This window comes from Saccharibacillus qingshengii (assembly GCF_013185195.1).
GTDB classification, from domain to species: domain Bacteria; phylum Bacillota; class Bacilli; order Paenibacillales; family Paenibacillaceae; genus Saccharibacillus; species Saccharibacillus qingshengii.
The window spans coordinates 13385-31880 of record NZ_JAAZWC010000033.1; the positions used below are offsets into that span (position 1 = coordinate 13385).

13 protein-coding genes and 1 pseudogene are annotated in these 18496 nt (G+C 56.2%); 11 read left to right on the forward strand and 3 right to left on the reverse strand.

Annotated features, from left to right (window positions below; translation table 11 throughout):
* Window positions 1–28: 28 nt before the first annotated feature.
* A complete protein-coding gene (thpR, locus tag HRQ60_RS20550; RefSeq protein ID WP_172199620.1) occupies window positions 29–646 on the forward strand; it encodes an RNA 2',3'-cyclic phosphodiesterase in 618 nt (205 codons plus the stop codon).
* Between the two features lie 46 nt (window positions 647–692).
* Here the strand turns inward: thpR and HRQ60_RS20555 are convergent, their stop codons facing one another.
* From HRQ60_RS20555 to HRQ60_RS20565, 3 genes are all read right to left on the reverse strand, one after another.
* Complete coding sequence (locus HRQ60_RS20555; protein ID WP_172199623.1) at window positions 693–1166, reverse strand: AraC family transcriptional regulator; 474 nt, start codon at window positions 1164–1166, stop codon at window positions 693–695.
* A 234-nt stretch (window positions 1167–1400) separates the two neighbouring features.
* Window positions 1401–2402 (reverse strand): anti-sigma factor domain-containing protein, encoded by a 1002-nt coding sequence (locus tag HRQ60_RS20560; RefSeq protein WP_172199626.1) that lies wholly within the window; start codon window positions 2400–2402, stop codon window positions 1401–1403.
* Window positions 2399–2977, reverse strand: coding sequence for an RNA polymerase sigma factor (locus HRQ60_RS20565; RefSeq protein WP_172199629.1), 579 nt, complete (start codon window positions 2975–2977; stop codon window positions 2399–2401). The genes HRQ60_RS20560 and HRQ60_RS20565 overlap by 4 nt, the downstream gene beginning before the upstream one ends.
* A gap of 510 nt (window positions 2978–3487) precedes the next feature.
* Here HRQ60_RS20565 and HRQ60_RS20570 point away from each other — a divergent pair.
* The 10 genes and pseudogenes from HRQ60_RS20570 (at window position 3488) to tsaB (ending at window position 18206) form a co-directional block, all read left to right on the forward strand.
* Window positions 3488–4483, forward strand: coding sequence for a cell wall hydrolase (locus tag HRQ60_RS20570; protein WP_246281419.1), 996 nt, complete (start codon window positions 3488–3490; stop codon window positions 4481–4483).
* A gap of 189 nt (window positions 4484–4672) precedes the next feature.
* Window positions 4673–5356, forward strand: a pseudogene (locus HRQ60_RS20575) (metal-dependent hydrolase).
* Between the two features lie 366 nt (window positions 5357–5722).
* Window positions 5723–6304, forward strand: a complete 582-nt coding sequence (locus HRQ60_RS20580) for a TetR/AcrR family transcriptional regulator (RefSeq protein WP_172199632.1) — start codon at window positions 5723–5725, stop codon at window positions 6302–6304.
* A gap of 135 nt (window positions 6305–6439) precedes the next feature.
* Window positions 6440–8881 (forward strand): YhgE/Pip domain-containing protein, encoded by a 2442-nt coding sequence (locus HRQ60_RS20585; protein ID WP_172199635.1) that lies wholly within the window; start codon window positions 6440–6442, stop codon window positions 8879–8881.
* Window positions 8882–9514: 633 nt separating this feature from the next.
* Window positions 9515–14107, forward strand: a complete 4593-nt coding sequence (gene gltB / locus HRQ60_RS20590; RefSeq protein WP_172199638.1) for a glutamate synthase large subunit — start codon at window positions 9515–9517, stop codon at window positions 14105–14107.
* Between the two features lie 154 nt (window positions 14108–14261).
* Window positions 14262–14843: a hypothetical protein gene (locus HRQ60_RS20595; RefSeq protein ID WP_172199641.1), complete on the forward strand. Its 582-nt coding sequence runs from the start codon at window positions 14262–14264 to the stop codon at window positions 14841–14843.
* A gap of 82 nt (window positions 14844–14925) precedes the next feature.
* Window positions 14926–15885, forward strand: a complete 960-nt coding sequence (locus HRQ60_RS20600; protein WP_246281420.1) for an ABC transporter ATP-binding protein — start codon at window positions 14926–14928, stop codon at window positions 15883–15885.
* On the forward strand, window positions 15878–16660 hold the full coding sequence (locus HRQ60_RS20605; protein ID WP_172199644.1) for an ABC transporter permease: 783 nt from the start codon (window positions 15878–15880) through the stop codon (window positions 16658–16660). Before HRQ60_RS20600 ends, HRQ60_RS20605 begins: the two co-directional genes overlap by 8 nt.
* A 216-nt stretch (window positions 16661–16876) precedes the next feature.
* Window positions 16877–17419 carry a tRNA (adenosine(37)-N6)-threonylcarbamoyltransferase complex ATPase subunit type 1 TsaE gene (gene tsaE, locus HRQ60_RS20610; RefSeq protein ID WP_172199647.1) on the forward strand — a complete coding sequence of 181 codons (543 nt, stop codon included), beginning with the start codon at window positions 16877–16879 and terminating at the stop codon, window positions 17417–17419.
* The gene (gene tsaB / locus HRQ60_RS20615; protein ID WP_172199650.1) at window positions 17406–18206 is read left to right on the forward strand and encodes a tRNA (adenosine(37)-N6)-threonylcarbamoyltransferase complex dimerization subunit type 1 TsaB; all 801 of its coding nucleotides are present in this window, start codon (window positions 17406–17408) and stop codon (window positions 18204–18206) included. The genes tsaE and tsaB overlap by 14 nt, the downstream gene beginning before the upstream one ends.
* The last annotated feature ends 290 nt before the right edge of the window (window positions 18207–18496 follow it).

Consider the following 18496-nt stretch of genomic DNA (forward strand, 5'->3'; position numbering starts at 1 on the left):
AGAGTCTGACGGAAAAGGAGGGGGAAGGATGAACGGAGAGCCGATGAAAAACCCGGATCGGCGTTGGACCGATCCGGGCGAAGCCGGGAAGTGGCGGGTGTTCGCAGCGGTTCCGATCGGCCAAGAAACGGCGGACCGACTCGCCGATTGGGCGCTGAGCCGCTTCGGCCCGGAAACGTTCCGGCGCTGGACCGACCCGCGGGATTACCATCTCACGCTGAAGTTTCTCGGCGATGTGGACAGCGGGCGGATCGCGGCGATCGAGGCCGCGCTCAAGAAAGCTTTTGCGGGCGAGACGCCGTTCGCCCTGACCCTGAACGGCGCGGGCACCTTCGGCCTGCCCGAAGCGCCGCGCGTGCTGTTTGCCGAGCCGGGCGAAGGCTCGGAAGCGCTCAGCCGCCTGGCCGCGGCGGCGGAAGCGGCGCTTGCGCCGCTCGGTTTCGCGCCGGAGAAGCGCAGCTTCCGCGCGCACTTGACCTTGGCCCGCAAATACGCGGCGGGCCGGGAAGTGTTCGAGCCGCCGCTGCTGCAGACGGCTCCGGTCGTGTCGGCCGGTACGCTGGACCGGGCCGTGCTGTACCGGACGCATATGCACAAGCGTCCGATGTACGAGGCGGTTGCGGAGTTTCCGTTGGGCGGAAACTGAACGGCGGCATTTGGCAGTAGGGGCACATCCGGTCCGGACAGTCGGATCAAGACTGACGGATCGGCACGCACAATTCGCAGACGCCTTCCGACAGCAGCGAACCGGTGTAACGCTCGACAGCCGGCCGCTCGTCCAGGAGAATGCCGGCTTCGATCAGGGCGGGAAAAGCGGATGCCCAGACTTCGTTTACGCCTTGGGGCGTATGCGCCGTTTTGAATACGGCATAGATGCCGCCGGGGAATTTTCCCAAACGAAGAGAAGTGTCCTGCAGATCGCCGATTTCGCTGGCGCTGGCTTCCCGGATAATCAGGCAGGCGTCGTAGCGGCATTGCTCGGGCGGCGTAAGCTGCGGATTGTCCTGCGCGATCCCAAGCAGAATCGTCGATTCGCGGAGAAGGTTTCGCCGCCGTGCCCAAGCCTTCAGATGTTCCATGGTTTCTTGATTCTGTGGACCGTAGGGCCCGGTTTTTCTTGCGAAAATCACTCGTGCTTTCGGCATGTGTTCGATTGTAAATACCATTTCTATTCTCCCTTTCCGCGGCTTGAACACGCCGCAAATGAAATCTAACAGGCTATAAAATTAATGAAAAGAATTAGTTTTAAAAAATGGAAAACAAAGAAACGAAAAAGCCCCTGAATCCCAGCCTTTCGGCGTAAGGATTCAGGGGCTTTTGTTCGTTTTCCTGCAGATACTGCCGGGAGAGACCGCAGGGCCCGGAGTCGTCCGGGCCTTACGTCCTGCCCCTTTCGGCTGTTAGCCGTTAAGCTGAGCGGCCAGTACCATGCGTCCTCGCGGTTCTTTGCCTTCGGCATCCGGTTCCAGCGTAATGGCAACCGTATCGTAATCGTCAGGCTCTATCGCGAGCGACAATCCTCCGCTGCCGCTGTCGGACATAAAGGTCCCGGCATTTTGCGGCGGCTGTCCATCCTTGATCAACCAGATCTGGTAAGCTTCGCTGCCGCTGAGCGAAGGCATGTTCTCGGCTTGGACAACCAGACGCATGCCATTTTCGTCGCGGATCATCGAAGCCATGCCGAACGCATCGGGATCGTCTTCGCTGCCTTTTAACCGTACGCTATTTTCGACCTTCGCACCGACGGGAGGCTGCGCTGCAGAAGCCAGCTTCTGCTCCATCGCGGTCATATCCGAGCGCATGTCGCTCATCGAGGCTTGCAGTTGGGCGGAATAGATTCCGAGCACGACCGCAGCCGCCGCCATGACCGTCGCCGCTCCGGCCCACAGGCCGCGGGAAGCGCGTGCCCGGGAAGCCCGGCGCGCCACTTCAGGTTCGGCCGCAGCCGGATCGGCAGAGACGCTGCGCGGCGCTGCGCCGCGCACCGTGTCGTTTCCGGCCGGACGTTCTTCAACCAGCGGAGCCGCGGAACTTCTGTCGGTCTTGACGACAGCCGGCTCGCCGCTTCCGTCGATGCCGCTCTTAACTTCCGCCGCACGGCGGAGTTCGTCGACCTCTATCGTCTGCCTTGCCTGCTCCAGCTGCTGCTGGGTCTGCGGAGCGGCAGGCGCTTCACTGCCCAATACCTGGGCCAGAATTCTTCGTTTCATACCACTCGGGGGAGCCGCCGGCGTCAGGGCCAGGGGCAGCATGCCGACCGTGTCGCGCAGCTCCGCCGCACGCTGCCGTTCGTTGGCGTCATCCAGCAGATAGGCTTCGTATTCCGCCAATTCCGCTTCATCCAATCCTCCGAGCGCATAGGCTTCGGCCTGATCCATTATCGATTCTTTGCGTTCGTTCATACTCGCGATTCCCCCCTTTCCATTCCCGACAGGCGCTTGTGCAGCTGCTTGAGCGCCAGCCTTACCCGGCTTTTGACCGTCCCCAGAGGGATAGAGCAGCGATCGGATACTTCCTGCTGCGTCAATCCCTTGTAATAAATCAATTCGATGACCTGCTGTTGTTCTTCTCCCAGTTCATTCAAAGCGGCTTTGACGGATTCTCCCTGCAGCGTTTGTTCCACTGCAAGTTCCGTATCGGCCGACACGTCCACGATCGCTTTCAAATAGTCGTCTTCCACAGGGACCGATGCCGCGCGTGCGCTTCGTCTGCGGAGCATATCGATCGAAATGTTGCGCGTGAGCGCAAACATCCACGTCGACAGCTTGCCGTAGGACGAATCGTAGCGTTCTGCGTTGTTCCATATCCGAAGGAACAGCTCCTGTACCGCTTCTTCCGCCGCCATCGCGTCGTTTAAAAGGCGGTAAGCCAGAGCGTACAGAGGCCGTTCATAGGCATCGTACAATTGTTCGAGCGCTCCCGCATCTTTGCCGGCAATTTGCCGAATCAGCTGCAGGTCTTCCGATTGTTCATTCATCCAGGAGCTCCTCTCGATATTCATGCTCCTATTATAACGTTCGCAAAATCTTTTGCCATGGATGACACTGTTTCAAAATAAATTTTCCGTAAAATTTTTTGCAAGCTCTCTTTGTCTGCCGGCAAGGGATTGGAATTTGTAAAAATACCAAGGAGAAGCAGTCTGAATTCCGCACAAGGGTCCGTGTCTGTCTCAAAAAAAATTCCGTGCGTCGAAAAAAGAGGGAAGGAGGCGGGAAAAGCGCGGAATTCCGCTGTTTTCAAGCGCGAAGAGAATCGGAAAAAAACGAAAAAACAGAGAAGAAGCCGCCGTGAAAAAACATGAAAATTGAAAAAAAGATGAAAAAAACGCAGAACTGCGTTATAATTGGGTTTGTGCTTTTTTTTGCGCGCCTCTTCCCTTATGTAAAATTACCGAAAAAAGCGAACATGCTTTCGGTAAAAACCGGATTCAAACCGGATTTGAACGGTTACATAGGAAGGGAGTATGCCGAGAGCTAGGAGGATATATATGGAACAACTTAAAAATAATCGTTGGGTCGTGCTGCTGGTCGGCGTGATCTTGATTTTCATTTGTGCAGCGACGGTATGGGTATCGAATGGTGTGCGCCCGTCTTATGCGGAAGCGGCAAGCGTGGGCATGGGGGCCTGCGAGTTGACCGATATCGCATTCGATGAAGTCTTACACCCGGAATTTATAGCAAGACCTACCGCCTGGGTACAAAAAGAAAGTCGTACGGCAAACGTGTCGGCGGACAAAAAAATCCAAAGTTCGGATTCCGCCACCGACAAAAAGGCTGTTTCTTCGAATCAGACTCAGAAATCGCAGTCTCAGAAATCGAAGACGAACAAACAGACCGAGGTTTCTTCGAATGTCTCCGATCAACCGAAAACCAAAACAACCCAATCCAAATCCAAGAGCGACAAAAAAACGGCTGCGACTCCTTCCGTTTCCGCTCAAAAGTCCGCGTCCGCGGTTCAAGCCGATGTCAAAAAAGACAAACCGGCCCAAACCGGCAAAGCTGTCCAAACAGCCGCCAAGGAAGCGGGATCATCCCAAACTCCCCCAAACCAAATCTTCTTCACTACGACCGCGCTGCTCAGCCAGGATCAAGCTTCACAAGCGACCTGGACTTACGCACTGGCCGATGAAGAAGTGCTTCTGCTCCAAAGAATCGTCATGGCAGAAGCCGAAGGCGAACCGTACGCAGGCAAAGTGGCTGTCGCCAACGTTGTCCTGAACCGGCTCCGGTCCGCCAACTATCCCGATACGATCCGAGATGTCATTTATCAGAGATATCAATTCTCGCCTGTTCAGAACGGCCGTTTCGACCGTGTCGTCCCATCCGGGGACTCCGTTAAAGCCGTAGCCGAAGCGCTCAACGGCCGCAAAGAAGTGCCGGATGATACGTATTATTTCGTGTCCCTGGAACTTGCGACCGATATGACGGTTCCGAATACGCGCACACCGGTCAAAAAGATCGGTCATCATACGTTTTTCAAATAAGTCTTATTTCCAATACAAACGAACTCGGCAGCCCTACTCGATTCTTCGATTGCGAATTTGGTATACATACGTTCACGCGATATAATGAAGCGGAAGCCGTATACAAAACCCTGTCTGTGAACACGGAATTTCCATGTCCGAACCGTTCTTCAAACAGGCCAATTCGAACGCGAAAGGAGTATTTCGTTTATGAAAATTACGTATCTCGGACACTCCGCACTGCTCGTGGAAGGCGGAGGGAAATCCGTCATTATCGACCCTTTTCTGACCGGCAATCCGAATTCCGGGGTCAAGCCCGCGGATATCAAAGTGGATGCCGTACTGCTTACGCATGCGCATAACGATCACTTCGGAGACACGATCGGAATTGCCAAAGCCAACGACTGTCCGGTTGTCGCTCCCGTGGAACTTGCGAATTACTGCACGGAGCAGGGAGTAAAGACCGTGGGCATGAATATCGGAGGCTCGCATCAATTCGACGGCTTCAAAGTAAAATACACGCTGGCGTTCCACAGTTCGTCGCTGACCCTGGAAGACCGTATCGTATACGGCGGGGAACCGGCAGGCATCCTGCTGACTCTGGGCGGCAAGACGCTGTATCATGCCGGAGACACGGCTTTGTTCGGCGATATGAAGATCATTTGAGAATTGAACAAGATCGATATCGCGGCGCTGCCGATCGGGGATTTCTTCACGATGGGACCGGAAGATGCGCGGATCGCCGCCAAATGGATCGGCGCACCGAAAGTGCTGCCGCTGCATTACAACACGTTTCCCGCCATCGAGCAGGATGCGGAAGCTTTCTGCGCGGGGCTCAAGGAAGACGGTATCGAAGGAATCATCCTGAACAGCCGGGAAAGTCTGGACGTCTAGTAACTTGTCAACTCTTAATCCGAGGTTTACGTTCCTTTCAAACGCACACGCTTTAGGTGTGTGCGTTTGAAGGGGGCGTAACCTTACCTTTAGCGTTGACAAGGGACTAGTTTCGGGCTTCGGCTTCCGGAGAATACGGCCGAGCGCCGTACGGTTTCCGGAGAAGACCCGGCCGGCGTATCCGTATGCAGAAGGTCCTTTCCGCCGCGGCGGGAAGGGCCTTTTTTGGACGAGGCAGGAAGAGACGCTTATTTGATGAAATCTCTTGCTATTCCGAAAATGATATGATAAATTGAAATTGACCGAATGACCATTTTGTATTTATAGTCAATTACGATAACTTCAAGAAGAAAGAGGAGGGGGAATATGGCTGTCGTCGACCGCCGCGAGCAGGTTCTGCATGCGGCTGCCCAGTCGTTCTCGCTGTTCGGATACAAAGCGACCACGATGGACCAGGTTGCGAAGATCGCCAATGTGGGCAAAGGAACCATTTACACCTTTTTCGAAAACAAGGAAGAGCTGTTCGACGAGATTCTGCTGGGTGCGATCCGTGAGTTGAGACGCAGAGCCGAAGCGGAGATTCATGCGGAACGTCCGTTTTTTGAAAATGCCTACCAGGCGCTGGACGCTATTCTGGAATTCCGGGAAGAGCACGAACTCTTTATCAAGCTGTCCCAGGAGCTGCGGGATATCGGCACGCTTCAGGCCAAAGCCGCTTTGTTCAAAGTCGAGAGCGTCGTGCTGGAATTTCTGGAACGCGTCATTCGCGAATCAATGGACAAAGGCGCAATTCGCCAAGGCAGCCCCGAAGTGATCGCGTTCGGCATGCTGAAGCTGTTCATAGCGCTGACCGGCGAATGGGAAATGCATCACGAACCCATGTCCAAGGAAGAGCTGAAGCGTCATATGTTTACCTTTTTGACCGAAGGATTTACCGCCGCACCTTGAAGGATTCAAAGGCGACGGGCCTGCTGAAGAAGCGGGCCGTTTTTTTGCTCTAAAATGACCATTTGATCGAAATAGTCATTCGGTTCTGTTGAGAGATTGGACAAAGAGAAGAATGAAGTCGAGGAGAGAATCACATTGAAATCTTTAGCTGTATTTTTTAACGATTTGAAAACCCACCTGAAAAATCCGAAGATTCTGATTCCGATTATTGTCGTCTTGTTTATTCCGGTGCTGTACAGCGGGCTGTTCCTAAAAGCATTCTGGGACCCGTACGGAAAAATGGACGAGATTCCGGTAGCCGTCGTCAATCTGGACCGCGGAGCGGAATATGACGGACAGATGCTGCAGGCGGGCAAAGACCTGGTAGACGAGTTGAAGGAGGACGGTTCGTTCGATTGGCAGTTCGTCGATGCGGCCGAGGCGGCCAAAGGCATGGAAGACGAGAAGTATTACATGCGCATCACCGTTCCGGCGGACTTTTCGGAAAAAGCGACGACCGTGCTGGACGAAAAGCCGCAGCCGGCGCAGATCGAATTCTCGCCGAACAAAGGCTATAACTTCCTGGCCGGACAAATCGGCGAGACGGCGATGAAAGAAATCAAAACGAAAGTCTCCGAAGCGGTCACCAAGACGTATACCGAGAAACTGTTTGCCAAGCTGGATACGATCTCGGAAGGCTTTAACGATGCCGGCGAAGGTGCGGGCAAACTCAAAGACGGCGCCGGAGATCTGGGCAGCGGAGCCGGCGAACTCAAAGACGGCGCTTCGAAACTCAAAGACGGCCTCGCCCAAGCCGGAGACGGCGCGGCAGCGCTCAAGAACGGCGCTTCGAAACTGCAAGGCGGAACCCTGCAGCTCAAAGAAGGGGCCGGAGTGCTCCAGACCAATCTGGACAAATTGGCCGCCGGCGCGGTTACTCTGCAGCAGGGCCAGGCCAAACTGCAAAACGGAGCCGCCCAGTTAACGACCGGGGCGGACTCGCTGCAGGCGGGAGCAGGCAAACTGGCCGGCGGATTGGGCCAGCTGTCGGATGCGCACGGGTCGATCGAGACCGGAGCTTCCAAATTGACCGAAGGAGCGAAACAGCTCCAAGCAGGGATCGGTTCGACCGCAGACGGAGCGGGGCAGCTTCGCGATGCGCTTAAACAAACGGCGGCCGGCAGTGCGCAGCTCAAGGAAGGGCTGGCCGCTTCGAGTACGGCAAGCGAACAGCTCACTGCAGGTGCGCAGGGCGTAGCCGACGGTCTGGAGCAGCTGCTTCAAGCAGCGCCCCAGCTGGCGCAGAGTCCCGAAGCGCAGAAGCTGCTGGCCGGTGCCCAAGCGGTAGCTTCCGGCAGCGGACAGCTGAGTGCCGGACAGGCGAAGCTCAGCGCAGGGGCCGCGCAGCTTGACGGTGCCCATCAGCAGATGCTGAGCGGAGCGGAGAAGCTTGCGGCAGGCGGTTCGCAGCTCAAAGCGGGCGCAGACAGCCTGGCCGCCGGCCAAACGCAGCTTGGCAGTGGACTGAAGCAGTTCGGCGCCAAACTGGACGAAGCGGCAGCCGGCGGACAGACGCTGAGCGCCGGCGCCGGCAAACTTGCCGCAGGCGGCAAGCAGCTGCAGGCTGGACTCGGCCAAGCGGCAGAAGGAGCCGGGACATTGGCTTCCGGCGCCCGTCAGCTTAGCGCGGGTGCGGGCAAATTGGGCAGCGGAGCGGGCGAACTCGCTTCCGGTGCGGCGCAGCTCAGCGCAGGTACCGAGACGCTCTCCTCGGGAGCGGTCAAGCTGCAGGACGGAGCGGGCAAGCTTGAGAACGGAGCGGTGCAGTTGAAAGACGGAGCGGGCAAATTGGCCGACGGTTCCGGCGAACTGCAGACCAAGTTGAACGACGCGGCCGTCGAAACGGCCGACGTGAACAAAGGAGACGCCAATGCGCAGATGTATGCGGCTCCGGTCGAACTAAGCGAAACGGTCTACCATGATGTACCGAACTACGGTACGGGCTTTGCTCCGTACTTCCTGTCGCTGGGCCTGTTCGTGGGTGCACTGATTTCGACTCTCGTTGTGCCTCTGCGCGGATCTTCCGTCAAAGACGCGACAGGTTGGAACCGGTTCGTCAGCCGTTTCCTGTCGTTCTTCGGCATGAGTCTGCTGCAGTCCGCACTCGCGGTTGTCGTCACGCTGTTCGTGCTGAAACTTGAAGTTCAGAGTGTAGCCTTGTTCTGCCTTTTCACCTGGGTGACCAGCTTCTCGTTCACCATGATGGTTCAGGCATTCGTCACCTGGTTGGACAATCCGGGACGGTTCATGATGCTGCTCCTGCTGATCTTCCAGCTGACAACCAGCGCGGGAACCTTCCCGCTGGAACTGATTCCCGATTGGATGAAAGCTTTCAACCCTTGGATGCCGATGACCCATACCGTAACTGGCTACAAAGCGGCCATTTCGACGGGAATGACGGATGTGGTCTGGAACCAGTCTATTCTGATGGGCGCGGTCGGTGTCGTATGCGTGCTGCTGACCTTGGTCTACTTCCTGCGCGAACGCGATGTGCGTACGCCGGAGACAAGCACGGGAACAGCTCCCGCGCACGCCTAAACCGCGGGTTGGAACGGCCTTTTCTATTCGCTGTATCCCTTTCAAGAAGTCCGGCTGCTGCCGGGCTTCTTTTTTTGTAGGGAAGGACGGAGAAGCGGTATGCGGGAACCGCACATTTATAATGAAGGTAAACCTTATTGTTAATCGGTATCGGACGAGGGTCCGTACCGGAGGCTTGAATGGCCGTCCGCACTTCGACATCCGCTTTTGCACATTTTGCATCATTGCTTGGACAAATTGCTTCTTCCATAGGCAAAGCGTAAATTTTGTCGTATAATGACTCAAAATCATGCCGCTCCCTGCGCTGCAGCTGCTGCGGCGACGCGATTGTCCGATTCGACACATCAATGCGCTAATGCTTCGCTGCAAAAGGAAGTTTTATCGGGCAGATAAAAGATTTAAATTGCACGGCGTGGAAGCTGAATGTTACAATGGGGAAACCAAAAATCCAACTGCGAACCCGCTTTTCGCGGGATGTGGAAGACTGCTTTTTGACCCCAGCGGAGCATCCGCCGGGTGCGAAAAGGAGTCTGTTCTCTTATATCCGAGGCTTTTCGGTGGTCTGCCACGCGCAAGCGCCTTTACCTCCCGTCGGGATGAATGAATTTCATTATAGAAAGGTTGTTTGATGAAATGACTGGATTGCCTCCGAAACAGGGTCTTTACGATCCCCAGTTTGAAAAAGACGCCTGCGGCATGGGCTTTATCGCCAATATCAAGGGAGCACCCGCACACGATATCGTCAGCCGCGCGCTGACCATGCTCGAGAACATGGAACACCGCGGCGGCCAGGGAGCCGAACCGAACTCCGGCGACGGAGCGGGCATCATGCTGCAAATTCCGCACGAATTTTTCGCTTCCGAGGAGCTCGGATTTACGCTGCCGGCCGCCGGGGATTACGGAGTCGGTATGCTGTTCCTGTCGACCGACGACAAAATCCGCGCCCGTCACGAATATCTGCTCGGCGAGATCATTCAGGCTGAAGGACAGAAGCTGCTCGGCTTCCGCACGGTTCCGACCGACGACAGCACGCTCGGCTTTTCCGCCAAAGCGGCCAAGCCCTGCGTACGCCAGGTGTTTATCGGACGCGGTGCCGTAAACGGCACGGACGATCTGGCTTTTGAACGCAAACTGTATGTCATTCGCCGTCTGGCCGAGATGTCGATCCGCTACGCGGAAGGCGAAGGCGCCGAGTCTTTCTACATTCCGAGTCTGTCGAGCCTCAAGATCGTCTACAAAGGCATGCTGACTACGGCGCAGGTTGGACAGTTCTACCCGGATCTGCGCGACGAGAAGCTCAGTTCGGCGATCGCGCTGATTCACTCGCGTTTCAGCACGAATACGTTCCCGAGCTGGGACCGTGCGCACCCTTACCGTTTCATGATCCACAACGGCGAGATCAACACGATGCGCGGCAATGTGAACTGGATGCATGCGCGCCAGACCCTGTTCGAGAGCGAAGTGTTCGGTCCCGACCTCGACAAGGTCAAGCCGGTCATCAACCCGGACGGTTCCGATACGGCGATGTTCGACAACACGTTCGAATTCCTGTATCTGAGCGGACGCTCGCTGCCGCATGTGGCCATGATGATGGTGCCGGAGCCTTGGAGCAAGCACGAGACGATGGACGATACGAAAAAAGCGTTCTATGAATATCACAGCTGTCTGATGGAACCGTGGGACGGTCCCGCCGCGATGGCGTTCTCGGACGGCGTGCAGATCGGCGCGATCCTCGACCGCAACGGGCTTCGTCCGGCACGCTACTACGTGACCAAAGACGATACGATCATCTTGTCCTCCGAAGCGGGCGTACTTGACGTAGCGCCGGAAGACATCTTGTACAAAGACCGTCTGCGTCCGGGCCGGATGCTGCTGATCGACACCAAACAGGGCCGGATCATTTCCGATGAAGAAGTAAAGCAGCAGATTGCGACGGAGCAGCCGTACCGCGAATGGCTGGACGAGCATATGATCAATCTCGACGAGCTGCCGGATGCCCAGGAACCGCCGGCTCCGAAGCACGAGAACGTGACGCAGCTTCAGCTGTCGTTCGGTTATACGTTCGAAGAACTGCGGAAAGTGCTGGAGCCGATCGCTTCGACAGGAATCGAAGCGACGGGTTCGATGGGCTACGACGCCCCGCTCGCCGTGCTGTCCGACAAGCCGCAGCGTCTGTACAACTACTTCAAGCAGATGTTCGCGCAGGTCACCAACCCGCCGATCGACGCGATCCGCGAAGAAATCGTCACGTCGGCTTCGACGGCAATCGGTGCGGAACGCAATCTGCTGCTGCCGGAACCGGAAAGCTGCCGGATGATTTCGCTCGATACGCCGGTATTGTCGAACGAAGATTTTGCGAAGATCCGCCATGTGCACCGTCACCGTCCGGGCTTCCGCGCGATGACGATTCCGATCTTCTTCGAAGCGGCGCGCGGCGCCGACGGTCTGCGCGATGCGCTGGACGACATGTGCAAAGCGGCTGACCGCGTCATCAAGAAAGGGCATAACATCCTGATCTTGTCCGACAAAGGCGTGAATCGGGACAATGCGGCCATTCCGGCGCTGCTTGCCGTTTCGACTATGCATCACCATTTGATTCGCCAGGGAACACGCACCAAAGTTACCCTGCTGCTGGAATCCGGCGAACCGCGCGATGTGCATCACTTTGCGCTTCTGCTTGGCTACGGCATCAGCGCCGTCAATCCTTATCTGGCGTTCGAGACGCTGCAGGATATGATCGCGCAGGGTATGCTTAGAGGCATCTCGCACGAAAAAGCGGTCAAGAACTTTATCAAAGGCGTAACCAAGGGCGTCGTGAAAATCCTGTCCAAGATGGGCATTTCCACGATCCAATCGTACCGAGGCGCCCAGATCTTCGAAGCGGTGGGCCTCAAGCCCGAATTTGTGGATCGCTACTTCACCTGGACGCCTACGCGCATCGGCGGCATCGGGCTCGAAGAAGTGGCGTTCGATACGCTGCTGCAGCACAACCGGGCTTTCTCCGACAAAGACGGCATCGACAAGGTGCTTGATTCCGGCGGCGAATATCAATGGCGCAGCGACGGCGAAGACCATCTGTTCAACCCGCAGACCATTCACCTGCTGCAGCATGCGGTTCGCACCGGCGATTACGAAACGTACAAGAAGTATGCACGCCTCGTCGAAGGAGAGTCCAAACAGCATCTGACGCTGCGCGCGCTGCTGAACCTCAAACCGGTCGGCGAACCGGTTCCGCTGGACGAAGTCGAACCGGCTTCCTCCATTATGAAACGCTTCAAGACCGGAGCGATGTCGTTCGGTTCGATCAGCAAGGAAGCGCATGAATCGCTTGCGATCGGCATGAACCGCATCGGAGGCAAAAGCAATACCGGCGAAGGCGGCGAAGATCCGGCGCGCTTCATTCCGGATGCCAACGGAGATTCCCGCCGCAGCGCGATCAAACAGGTCGCTTCGGGCCGCTTCGGCGTGACGTCGAACTACCTGGTCAACGCCGACGAGATTCAGATCAAGATGGCGCAGGGGGCCAAGCCGGGCGAAGGCGGACAGCTGCCGGGCCGCAAAGTCTATCCTTGGGTCGCGGAAGTTCGGGGTTCGACGCCGGGCGTAGGTCTCATCTCGCCGCCGCCGCACCACGATATCTATTCGATCGAAGATTTGGCCGAATTGATCTACGATCTGAAAAATGCCAACCCGCGCGCAGATATTAACGTGAAGCTGGTCTCCGAAGTCGGAGTAGGCACGATTGCGGCCGGCGTTGCCAAAGGCCGCGCCGACATTATCCTCGTCAGCGGTTACGACGGCGGAACCGGCGCATCGCCGCAGGGTTCGATCCGTCACGCGGGCATGCCGTGGGAACTGGGGCTGGCCGAGACGCATCAGACGCTGATTCTCAACAATCTGCGCGACCGCGTCGTACTGGAGACGGACGGCAAAATGCTGTCGGGCCGCGACCTGGCTGTCGCCGCTCTGCTTGGAGCGGAAGAATACGGATTCTCGACCGCGCCTCTGATCGCCGTCGGCTGTATCATGATGAGAGTATGCCAGCTGGATACCTGCCCGGTTGGCGTAGCGACGCAGAACCCGGAACTGCGCAAGAACTTTATGGGCGATCCGGAACACGTCGTCAACTTCATGACGTTTGTCGCGGAAGATCTGCGCGAGATCATGGCACAGCTCGGCTTCCGCACGATCCAGGAAATGGTCGGACGCACGGACTGCCTCGATGCGGTGGATGCTTCGCATCATTGGAAGAAAAAAGGTCTCGATCTGACGCCGCTGCTGCATGTGCCGACGCTTCCGGAAGGCAGCACGCCTTTCCGTTCGCAGACCCAGAATCACGGTCTGGAACATACGCTCGACATGCGCGAACTGCTGACGGCCGCCGCTCCCGCGCTTGAACGCGGAGAGAAAGTCGATGCACACTTCAAGATCACGAACGTGGACCGGGCCGCCGGTACGATTCTCGGCAGCGAAGTCACGCGCAAATACGGCGCGGCCGGACTGCCGGACGATACGATCAGCCTGCACTTCACCGGTTCGGCGGGCCAGAGCTTTGGCGCGTTTGTACCGAAAGGTATCACGCTTGAAGTATCGGGCGATTCCAACGACTACGTGGGCAAAGGGCTGTCGGGCGGCAAGTTGATTGTGAGACCTGATCCGAGAGCGACGTTCAAGTCGGAAGAAAATATTATCATCGGCAATACGGCGCTCTACGGCGCGACTGCGGGCGAAGCTTATATCAGCGGAATCGCCGGCGAACGTTTCGCGGTCCGCAACTCGGGTGCGAAAGTGGTCGTGGAAGGTACGGGAGATCACGGCTGCGAATACATGACCGGAGGACGCGTAGTGGTACTCGGCGCGACGGGACGCAACTTTGCGGCCGGCATGTCGGGCGGCGTCGCTTATGTCTATGACGGAGCGGGCGATTTCGTCGACCGCTGCAACCTGGAAATGGTGCTGCTTGAGACGCTTGAAGACGCAGCGGAGAAAGAAGAAGTCCGCGAACTGATTCAGCGTCACGCCGATTTGACCGACAGCGGCGTAGCCAAGCTGATTCTCGACGGTTGGGAACAGACGTCGAGCCGTTTCGTCCGCGTCATTCCAAAAGATTACAAGCGCATGCTGGAACAGATCGAAAAAGCCGAATCGACCGGTCTGACCGGCGAAGCCGCGCTCTTGGCCGCTTTTGAAGCCAATATGCGCGAGCTGGCCCGCGCCGGCGGCTGATTGCTTTTAGGGAAGGCCCACCCGTTTCTTTCAAGAGAAGCGGGTGGGCTTTTTTAATGGGAAATAATAGGATGAGAGAACAAAGCTATGTTACATTGATAACGAAGAGTTCTTTTGAAGAAAAACAGACCCAAGCGAATTGGAGGCGAACGTGGTGGAATCGGAGAACACGAAAGAATCATTAAATGGAATGATTTTCGAGTTTGCTCATTTGATTCATCGAACGCGCAGAGTCGGAATGCTCGGCATTCAAAGACATGAACTGGAAGATTGGTTCGGAAGTGAATGTTCGGTACATTTGACGAGATTCATCGCCAAGGGAATGGGTTCGGTCAGAGAAGGGAGGTTGTACGAGCGGACGGTGGCTTACTTGCGGGCTCAGATTCCGGAAGAGATTCGTAATTCCGACGTCAGCGTGCCGGACTTGAAGGCGATGGAGTATGCTATTCAACTCTTCGAGTTTTGCGTTAGCGGGGATTTGGAATCTTACAACCTATACGTCAACAGCATATGGGCTGACGAATTTCCGGGGCAGGAGATGCTTCAGGAGAAGCAGGTGCTGGAATTTGTCCGAAAGACGGACTGGATCGGACAAGCGATCGATCGTCCAACTTTCGAAGCGGAAAAAAGAAAAGATTACAAACACGAACCTCCTCCAAAAGGGACTTTCCTGGAACAATGGGAAATCAACGAGATGTTGGGACGCAAAGAAAAAGATTGGATAAGACCTTGGTGAGCTTCTTCTTGGGAGCGTTCAGAAAAAACAATAAGGGAATAAAAAACAGGGAATCGCAATGTGAAGGAGGATCATATTTTATATGGAAATCATCAGCGATAAAATGCCTGTTCCGGGCAGCAAAAGCAAGATGACCGGAGACCCCGTCGTCCGTTTCGACAATGTAGTCAAACGGATCGGCCGCAAAACGATTATCGAAGGCCTTACGCTTGACGTACCGCCGGGGCAAGTCTTCGGTTTCCTCGGACCAAACGGTTCGGGCAAAACAACGACGATCCGGATGATGACGGGACTCATGGCGCCAAGTTCCGGAGATATCGTCATCGACGGCCGCAGCATCACGCGGGATTTTGAACAAGCGATTTCCCAAGTGGGAGCGATCGTGGAGAATCCGGAGATGTACAGTTACTTAAGCGGTTACCGCAATCTGAAGCAGTATGCACGTATGCGCTCCGACGTGACGAAGGAACGGATTGACGAGGTCGTTCAGTTTACGGGCCTGGATCGCCGGATTCATGATAAAGTCTCGACGTATTCGCTGGGTATGCGTCAGCGCCTGGGCGTCGCACAGGCTATTCTGCACCGCCCCAAACTGCTGATCCTCGATGAGCCGACCAACGGACTCGATCCCCAGGGAATCCGGGAGCTGCGCGATTACCTGAGAGAGCTGACACGCAAGGAAGGCACCACCGTCTTCGTATCGAGCCATCTGCTCAGCGAAATGGAATTGATGTGCGATACCGTGGCGATTATCCAGGCCGGCAAATTGATCGATGTACGGGAACTGCACGGCGAGGCGGATATCCATGCGACACTCGAGACGATATTCGATGTGGGCGAGCGGATCGAAGAAGCATTGGCTCTGCTCGGAGGCGGAGAAATCCGAAGCGGTCAGCTGGTCGTACGGACGAATCGGGAAGGTATTGCGGAGATCAACAATCTTTTCGTGCAGGCAGGGATCGCGGTTTACGGGATTCGGGCACTGACCCGTACGCTGGAAGATCAATTCCTGGAGATGACGGGAGGCGGCGGAATTGTTTAACTTTTTCAGACTTGTACATAACGAAAATATTAAGATTTATGCAAGAGTGCGTACCTGGATCATGCTCGGCGTATTGGGGCTTGTGGGGCTGTTGATGCCGGTGCTGTTCGGTTACGTCAGCGAAGACATCGGCGTTTGGAGTGCGATGAATACCCTGCTGCAGTTCTGGTTCCTGCCTACGGTCTTCACGATCGCGGTGGCCGCGGATACGGTAGCCGGCGAATTCTCGCGCGGTACGATCAAGCTGCTGCTGATCCGTCCTTGGAGCCGCATCAAGATCCTGCTGTCCAAATATATCGCCGTCGCCTTGTTTATGCTCGCTTTGTATGCTCTCCTCGTGGGTCTCGGTCTGGGGATGTCGGTGCTGCTGTTCGGCCATTCATCGGGAACGACGGACATTCTCGGGCAGCTCTCGGGGAGTTTGTCCGATTACTTCTGGTGGTCGCTGCTGTACCGGCTCGTCGACTGTCTGATTTACGTAACGATGGCGTTTATGTTCTCGTCCGTATTCCGCAGCAACTCGCTGTCGGTGGCCCTGACCATTATCCTGCTGTTTATGGGAGGACTCATTACGCTGCTCGTAAATCCTGCCAAATACGAGTTGGGCCGTTATCTGCTGTTCGCGAATATGGATTTGAGCCAGTATATCTCTGATGAAACAGGGAGCTACGGTGTAAGTTCGCTCGGATTTTCGCTGTCGGTGCTGGCTGCGTATTACGTCTCGTTCCTTATTTTAACGTTCTGGGTATTCCGAAAAAGAGACGTAGCCGCATAAAGCGGACAGGAACGACGCAGCGAAGAGGCTCCCGCCTCCAAACGGATTCGATTTCGACCACCGGCAGACACGGCTGCCGGTGGTTTTTGGAATGTGCGTATTTCGATCCGGACAAAGAGTGCCCGTGCGGATTCTTTTGCGTTATAATGAAAAAATCAATAAAAGGCCGGCTTATCCCCGATAAGCTGCGTTGATAGGAAGCGAAGGTGGAGAAACGTGGATGCACACGAAACAAGCAGCCGGGTATGGATCTCGCGCAATGAAGAGGATACGGCAGCCTTGGCTGCGTACTTTGCCTCGTTGGCGAAGCCGGGAACGGTGATTGCGCTCGACGGGGATCTGGGTGCGGGCAAAACGAAGTTTTCGCAGGGATTTGCCGCCGCATTGGGCGTTCGGGGGATCGTGAACAGCCCGACCTTTACCTTGATCAAGGAATACGAAGGCAGGCTGCCTCTTTACCATATGGACGTCTACCGGATTACGCAGGATGAAGCCGAAGATCTGGGTCTCGACGAATATTTTGAAGGCCGCGGGGTGTCGCTGGTGGAGTGGGCTTCGATCATTCCCGACCTGCTGCCGGCCGGCCGATTGAATCTGCATATCGAGCATAACGGAGAAGCAGCCCGTATGATTCGCTGTGAAGGAATCGGTGCGCCGTATGCGAAATGGGTGGAAGAGATGCCGGATTCCGGTACCGATACAGAATCGGGACCACGAAAATTGAATGAAGATGGGGAATTTGAATATGACAAAAAATAACGCGCAGCCCGGCCGGATTCTGGCGCTCGATACGTCCAGCGCTTCCCAGGCCGTAGCGGTACTGGAAGGAAGCGGGATCCTGTTCGAAAGCAGCAGTCTGGCCGAACGGAATCATTCCGTGAACCTGCTGCCGGAAATCGAGCGGGCGCTTCGGCAGTCCGGTACCGACAAACAGGCACTTGCGGGTATTGCCGTAGGCATCGGACCGGGTTCGTATACGGGCGTTCGTATTGCCGTCACGACGGCGAAGACGCTCGCCTGGGCGCTGAAGCTGCCGGTAGCGGCCGTGTCGAGCCTGGAAGCGCAGGCCGCCTCGGGACTCGAAGCGTCCGGTCTTCAGGGGAAGATCTGGGTCGTTCCCCTGGTCGATGCACGGCGCGGACAAGCCTATACGGCTTTGTTTGAAGCGGATCTTCCGTCGGGCCGCGGCCGAGCGGATGAGCTGCCGCTGAACCGTACCGCGGAAGATGCGATTTTGCAGGTTCAGGATTGGATGGTTCAACTGGCCGCAAGACTGCAGGAACTGCCTGCGGATAAGCGTCCCGATTGTATCCTGTTTACGGGAGAAACGGAAAAGCATGCCGAGACCGTGCAGGGCCTGGCCGAGATGGCCGGACTGCCAGAGGACCGTATTGCCCTGCAGGACTGTGCGGCTGAAGCGAGATGGATCGGCCGGATCGGACTGCGCAAGCTTGAGAGCGGCGATACGGTTGACGCGCATGATCTGCTGCCGAACTATACGCAGGTCACCGAAGCGGAAGCGAATCTGCTGCGCGCCAAGAGCTAGTACCTTGACCGATAATGATGTTAGGTTACGCCCCTCGAAAACCCGCTTGAACCGTGCGTGTTTCCGATGAACGCAAGCCTTGGATTTAATTCGGTCAAGGTACTAGTACCTTGACCGATAAAGATGTTAGGTTACGCCCCTCGAAAACCCGCTTGAACCGTGCGTGTTTCCGATGAACGCAAGCCTTGGATTTAATTCGGTCAAGGTACTAGTAACCTTACCTTTAGTGTTGACAAGGTACTAGAACATCCGGAACCTGCGGGAACCGGGAGATTGAATCGTAGAGGAAA

Excerpts from the sequence above, each read along its gene's own strand:
- thpR (WP_172199620.1), top strand. The coding sequence starts at position 29 with ATGAACGGAGAGCCGATGAAAAACCCGGATCGGCGTTGGACCGATCCG.
- HRQ60_RS20555 (WP_172199623.1), bottom strand. The coding sequence starts at position 1,166 with ATGGTATTTACAATCGAACACATGCCGAAAGCACGAGTGATTTTCGCA.
- HRQ60_RS20560 (WP_172199626.1), bottom strand. The coding sequence starts at position 2,402 with ATGAACGAACGCAAAGAATCGATAATGGATCAGGCCGAAGCCTATGCG.
- HRQ60_RS20565 (WP_172199629.1), bottom strand. The coding sequence starts at position 2,977 with ATGAATGAACAATCGGAAGACCTGCAGCTGATTCGGCAAATTGCCGGC.
- HRQ60_RS20570 (WP_246281419.1), top strand. The coding sequence starts at position 3,488 with ATGGAACAACTTAAAAATAATCGTTGGGTCGTGCTGCTGGTCGGCGTG.
- HRQ60_RS20580 (WP_172199632.1), top strand. The coding sequence starts at position 5,723 with ATGGCTGTCGTCGACCGCCGCGAGCAGGTTCTGCATGCGGCTGCCCAG.
- gltB (WP_172199638.1), top strand. The coding sequence starts at position 9,515 with ATGACTGGATTGCCTCCGAAACAGGGTCTTTACGATCCCCAGTTTGAA.
- HRQ60_RS20600 (WP_246281420.1), top strand. The coding sequence starts at position 14,926 with ATGGAAATCATCAGCGATAAAATGCCTGTTCCGGGCAGCAAAAGCAAG.
- tsaB (WP_172199650.1), top strand. The coding sequence starts at position 17,406 with ATGACAAAAAATAACGCGCAGCCCGGCCGGATTCTGGCGCTCGATACG.